The following is a 384-nucleotide window of genomic DNA, read 5'->3' on the forward strand; positions in this document are numbered from 1 at the left end:
ACTGGACATACACGTTCCTGGGGACCCCCCTCATTTTCGGAGCGGTGGACAAGCTGAGCCTCGTGTTTGCGTGGGTGTTCACCATCGCGGCCTTCATCAGCTTTGTCTACGCGCTCCACGTGGACGACCCCGGCCAGCACGTGGCGGCCTCCCTCTACATCGGAGGCTCTCTCGGGGTGACTTTCGCGGGGGACTTTTTCACCCTGTTCGTCTTCTGGGAGCTGATGGCCTTCGCCTCGGCCTACCTGGTCTTTGCGAGCCGAAATGACGCGGCCCTCGCCGCCGGCTACCGCTACATCCTGGTGCACATTTTCGGGGGCGTGTGCCTGCTCGGGGGGATCATCCTCCACTACATGGCGACCGATTCCATCGCCGTGCGGGCCG

General features: G+C 63.5%; 1 protein-coding gene. It reads left to right on the top strand.

Going from position 1 to position 384, the window contains the following annotated elements:
• Positions 1–384: proton-conducting transporter membrane subunit (locus MWC30_RS22130; RefSeq protein ID WP_244086348.1), on the top strand; the 384-nt coding region annotated here is incomplete at both ends.

This window comes from Desulforhabdus sp. TSK (assembly GCF_022836495.1).
In the GTDB taxonomy this organism is placed as follows: domain Bacteria; phylum Desulfobacterota; class Syntrophobacteria; order Syntrophobacterales; family Syntrophobacteraceae; genus Desulforhabdus.